The following is a 5975-nucleotide window of genomic DNA, read 5'->3' as shown; positions in this document are numbered from 1 at the left end:
TCAACAGCGCCGCCCGCATCGAAGCTGCCAATGCGCTGATCCTCAACGCCGGGCGCGACGTCAACAACACCGGTGGTGTGCTGAAAAGCGGAGCCGACACCACGATCAACGCCGGTCGTGACGTCAACATCACTTCCGCCGAACAGATCGTCAGCCATGAGGTCGGCACACATCGCGATCAAACCATCACCCAATATGGCTCAGACGTGGATGTGGGGCAGGACCTGAAGGTCAATGCCGGTCGAGACCTCACGGTCATCGCCAGTCAGATCGACGCAAAACGTGACGTCAGCATGAGCGCGGTCGGCGACCTGACACTGGCCTCGGCGGCGGATGAACAGCATTCCTTTAGTCAAAACAAAAAGTTCACCAGTCAGGAAGACCATGTCAGGCAGGTGTCTACCACTGTTAAAGCGGACGGTACCGTCTCGCTAAACGCGGGTAAAGATCTGGGCTTGATTGCCAGCCGGGTGAGTGCCGGAGATGAGGCGTATCTGGTTGCGGGTGGTGATCTATTGGTAGGCGCAGCACAGGACGAGGACTACAGCTTCTACAGCAAGACCAAGAAAAGCTCGTCAGGCAAAAAGAGCCAGCTTCGGGAGATTTCCAGCACGACCAATGTCGGGAGTTCGGTAGCTGCCCAGGGTAAAACCGTGCTGTCCGCCGGCGACGATTTGCTGATCGAAGGGAGCAATGTGATCTCTGAGAAAGGTGGCGTCGGTCTGGCTGCTGGTAATGATGTGAAGATCGTTGCCGTCACCGATTCAACCAGCGCGCGCTATGAAAGCAGCTCAAGCAAAAGCAGCTGGGGTGGTTTGAAATCCAGCAAAGTCCAAGACAAGGTCTCGGAAACTCAAACCACCGCTGTGGGTAGCCTGATATCGGGTAACACCATTGCAGTGAGCGCAAAACGAGACGTGGCAATTACCGGCTCTGCCTTGGTCAGTACTGACGATCTGGCAGTTCGTGCTGGCCGCGACCTGGACATCAGCGCCGCTGAAAATACCTACACCCGCACCGAATCGCACAAGGAAAAGAACCGTGATCTGACCGGTGTACTCACGGCCAACAACCTTGGCGTCGATGACATCACCGGAAATCAGCACCTGTCCATCAGTGGTCAGCGCCACAACGGCACGATGTCGCAAACGACCCTGACCGGCAGCACCATTGGCTCCAGCAACGGCAATGTAAGCCTTGTGGCCGGGGGGGATCTGAGTGTTATCGCGAGCGACTTGGTCAGTACCCAAAGTATGAGTTTACGGGGCTCTAACGTCACTATTGCGGCGGGCATGGAAAGCTCAAGCCAAAGCACCGCCGACCAATCCAACAGTCTGGCGGTAGGACGTGTTATCGGCGGGGTGATCATTGACACCGTTAACACTATTCGTACGTCGATCAAAGCCGCAAACGATGCGGATGATCCTCGGCTTAAAGCGGTGAAGTTTGCCCAGGCCGCATTGGCTGCTTACAACCTCAATGGCATGGCGAGTGATGCGGAGGCGAACAGCACCGGTTTCAAAGACAAGACGGGCGGTACGTCCAGCAATGGGTCGCTGATTAAAATTGGTACCGAGCTTGCCAATACTCACAGCAAAAGCACCAGTGAATACAACAGTCAGACGGCGAGACAGAGCTCCGTCAATGCTGGCGGCACGCTTTCGATCATCGCCACGGGGAACGCGGAGGGTGAGTCCGGCGACATACATGTCATCGGGAGTACCTTAAAAGCAGCCGACACTTCCTTGATCGCGAAAAACGACATCATTCTGGAAAGTGCGCAGAACACGGCAGAGTGGGACAACCACACCAGTAACAACAAAACCGCCATCGGTGCCAGTTTCAACATAGGCCAGCAAAACGGCTTCACCCTTGATTTGGGGGCGCAAACCGCAAAAAGCATGGGTACTGGCAGCTCCATCACGCAGGTCAACAGCACACTGAACACGGGTTCGTTCCTGCTGCGTAGCGGAGGTGACACCACCCTTGCGGGCGCTCAAGTCCACGCCGACAGCATTAATGCGTTGATCGACGGCAACTTGAACATCGTTTCCCGTCAAGACGTAGAGATTCAGGAGAACAAACAAGGTAGCGGTGGTTTCGGCGCGAGCATTTGCATTCCTCCGTTTTGCTATGGCGTACCAGTGACCGGCTCGGCAAATCTTGCCGCTGGCAATATGAACAGCGAGTACAGAGCCGTAGCTGACCAAACCGGACTGTTTGCCGGCTCGGGTGGGTACACCATTGATGTGGGGAAAAACACCACCCTGACCGGTGGGGTTATTGCCAGTGACGCGACGCCGGATAAAAACCTGCTGATCACCGACCGACTCATCGTTAGCGACATCAAGAACGTCAGTGAGATTGAGGCACAGTCCGCAGGCATTTCGGCCAGTTTCAGCAGTGCAGGAGGCGGGAGCGGTTCTGTCGGTGGTTTGTATGGCATTGCACTTAATGACTCAGACAAAAGCAAAACCCGTAGCGCCGTCAGTGAAGGCACCATCATCGTACGCAACCCAGAAGGCGCGAACGATCTGGTTGGCCTGAATCGCGACACCGCCAATGCCAATGAACAGCTCGACAAGCCAGACCAGCATGCAATGGACGAACGCATTGAGCTTGTAAAAAGCGCGATGCAATTGGCGCAGGGCATTGGTGACGCCATCGCCGCTGCAAAAATCAACGAAGCCAACGATCTGAACAGCGACGCATCCAACGCTGCAAGGCAGAAGCTTAACGACAAGGGCATTGCCGACCCGACTCCTGAACAAATTGCGCAGCAAGTTCAGCAAGATTACGGCATGGGCAGCAGCTTCCAAAAAGCCTCGAAGGCGGTCAGCGCCATCGTGCAAGGGGTGCTGAGCGGCAACATTCTCGGTGCCTTGGCCGGTGCATCTGCGCCTTACCTGGCTCAAGCCGTGAAGCAAATGACCGAGGGCGATGACGCGGCCAACTTGATGGCGCATGCGTTGTTGGGGGCGGTGCTTGCGAAAGCGCAAGGTGGTTCGGCATTGGCAGGTGCTGCGGGAGCGACTATTGGTGAGCTAATTGCCAAACAGCTCTATCCGGGTAAGACCAGCGATCAGCTGACTGAATCGGAAAAGCAGACGGTTTCGGCACTGTCGACACTGGCTGGTGGGTTGGCTGGGGCTATGGTTACCGGGAGTTCCGCAGGAGCGGCGTCAGGTGCCTGGACTGCGAAGAATGCGGTAGAAAACAACCATCTGAGCGTGATTGAAAAAGTCTCGCTTAGGATGAAGCAGAAAGAGTACGACGAGTCGTGCAGCGGCTCTACATCAAGCTATTGTCAGGGGCTGTCCAGCGACATTGCTGATCTTATCGCCAAGGGCTTCAGCGTGCTCAAGGACGAAAGAATCGTAGAGGATAGTGATTTCACGCGTGCTTTTGTTTTCAGTACCAACCCTGGAGATATCGTTTCCTGCGCTACGTCAGCGAATGGATATTGCGTTGCCAGTGATAAGTCGATTACGACGGATCAGGGGGAGGAGTGGATCCTGCAACCAGCATCTTATGAGCAGTCCGTCATAGGGAAAACCAAAAATACCCAGAAGATTGCGGAAGAGACGGCTCGCCTTAAGGGAGTATCCAACGAGCTTTTCATGGCGGGTTGTGGCGGGGCGGGAATCGTTGGTATAGGTTGTCAGAGCTACATGGCCTCAGGAGGCGCTAACCCGATTACAGGGGCGAGTGCATCAGATTCCGAGCGGGTCATGTGGGGGCTGGGGGCTTTACTAAATGCTTGGGGACTAGTTGGCTCCGCTTATACTGGGGGGGCAAAAGGTCTCACAACGAATCTTACAGAAGTCTGGAGTCTTAAACCGACCCAGAGGGGGATCGCCATTGAATCGTACCTTGCAAAAACCGAGTACTCACCACAGAGCGGTTGGTATAACGTAGGCGCCGAAAAAAATGGATATTTTCCTCTTGTTGATTTCCAGAATGGTAATACGCTTGTTAGTCTAAAATCGGTAGATACTGCAGGAAGCACATGGTTGCATCGTATGCAAGATCATATTATTGATCTAGGAACAAACGGTGCGAAAGTGAATGGCAATCCAGCAAATATGGTGCTTGATCTGCGAGTTCAGCCGGGTGGTTCGACTGCTGCGAAGTCGCTTGTCGGATTTGGTCGAGAATATAATGTTAAAGTTATTGTTAAGGAGTTCAAATGAAGTCTGAGCGGTTGAGGCGGTTGAAATTTATTTTTGGTGTCGATTCGATAGGTGGTTTACAGGTTTTGGATTTGGTTGTCAGTGTTTTGAATAAGTTTGGCTCCCCCCCGGTATTTTTGCTGCGTGGGGTTGAGGTTGATATTAAAGTGCTTGAAAAAAAGATTCTGAAAAAAAAGTCCTGGCCTAGTGGTTTAATGTCAAATGGTCTTGAACTTCGATTCGGATTGCTCCCGGCCTTGAATCAGTGCTTTCTGATAATAGAAGAATCAGGAAGTTCTAATAAGTTTGACTGGGAAGGTATGATAGGACCCATTCTTGATGTAGAGGGTTTTATTCAGGCGTGGATTTCTGATGTCGAATACGATTTTTGGCAAAATGCGACAGATCCTCTGGAGTACGAGTGTGCTGGCCGCTCTTTTGCAGATCTTCCACAAAAATCTAATGGGTTGCCTGCGCCCTTGGATCAAATGGAAATTGATACGTCAGGAAATCCTGGCCGCAGTGTGTTTAAGCAAGGATATGTTGAGGCGATTGGAAGCACTATGTGGCTAAGTGATCTATTCTGGGAGAGAGTAGGAAGAGATAGATTAGCCAGTTTTTTGTTGTTGGAAACTCAGGGGGTTAAAGTTTTCGAATGTGGAAGGGTTGTTAAAGTTGTTGCATCTGAAAAATGCTTTCAGGATGATTCAACAAAAGATAAGCAACGTATCCTTAGGCAGATTCTGTTTGGTGTAAATTGACGAATGAAATGGATCAAAACGGGGGTAGACCCTAGGGTAACCGGGGACAGACCACGTTTATCCTGAGGGTGGGGCAGGGGACATTCGATTTAAACGTGGTCTGTCCCCGATTCTCTTTCTGCGTTGCGCACAGCAAAGGAAGCAGAGTTGGGCCGCCCCCTTACTGAGTTGGAGACCAAGACTCTCTACCAAAACTCTACTGCTGTAGAGGTCCCACGAGATGTACATATTGCAGGTCCGACGTATGGCGGGAAAAATACTCCTGCTCAGATTCAGCAAGATGCAGCGGACCTGTGTGGTGCAGTTTGTCGTGACACAGAAGCTTTGCGGGCAAATCTGAACAGTCGAGGTTATGATTCGAAGTTAGTAGATGAAGCTGTTCAAAAAATAGTGGAAAGAAATCGCAATACGGGGGTTATTAAATAATGAACACTTGGTCGGATTTTGTTCGGGCTCTTGGTCAGGACGAAAGCGGGGAAATAGTCACCGACTTATGTCGAAAAGTCGGAGAATTGCCAGCCGTTTCGGAAACCCCGGATAACTATAATGACCCGGAAGGTAAGACAAGATTTTATAAGTTTATTAAATCTGGCATAGAGATTGGGTTTCGTTCGGGAAAATTAAATCATATTCATTTTTTGGTGCAGCCTCACGAAGGTTATTCGGCATATACGGAAGGTGTGCTTGGTCGTATAGCTCAAGCGTGGCGTGTTCAAGATGTTATTGCAGAGCTAGGCTCACCTAGCAAAGAGGCCCCAGGTAGAGTCGATGTGTTAATCGGCTATGTACAGCAGTGGCTAAAGTATGAGTTTAAGACGTACGCCCTACGCATGGAGTTTTCGAAAGATGGACGCTTGTGGAAAGCGACGCTAATATCAAGTTGATCGCTTTAAGCGTAGGGGCAAACGGGGACAGACCACGTTTTCCTTAGGATGGGACAGTACTCCTTCGATTTAAACGTGGTCTGTCACCGATTTTCGTCCTGCAAGAACAGGACATCGAAACCACCCCGACGATTCTTAAGCTGGGTCAACGAAACCGC

Annotated in this window: 3 protein-coding genes; all 3 read left to right on the top strand. The window is 51.7% G+C overall.

Annotation, left to right across the window (positions count from 1 at the left end; translation table 11 throughout):
- Window positions 1–4193, top strand: a 4193-nt coding sequence (locus PMI18_RS0129765; RefSeq protein ID WP_007905319.1) for a hemagglutinin repeat-containing protein, incomplete at its 5' end; no start/stop codon positions are given.
- Entirely contained in the window at window positions 4190–4933 is a 744-nt protein-coding gene (locus tag PMI18_RS05840; protein ID WP_007905317.1) for a hypothetical protein, read from the top strand. The genes PMI18_RS0129765 and PMI18_RS05840, both read left to right, overlap by 4 nt.
- A 425-nt stretch (window positions 4934–5358) precedes the next feature.
- Window positions 5359–5817: a hypothetical protein gene (locus PMI18_RS0129760; protein ID WP_033036814.1), complete on the top strand. Its 459-nt coding sequence runs from the start codon at window positions 5359–5361 to the stop codon at window positions 5815–5817.
- The last annotated feature ends 158 nt before the right edge of the window (window positions 5818–5975 follow it).

The sequence above is a fragment of the Pseudomonas sp. GM102 genome, from assembly GCF_000282555.1.
GTDB lineage: Bacteria > Pseudomonadota > Gammaproteobacteria > Pseudomonadales > Pseudomonadaceae > Aquipseudomonas.
Note: the sequence above shows the minus strand (reverse complement) of the source record. Positions and strands in the feature narration are given on the sequence as shown.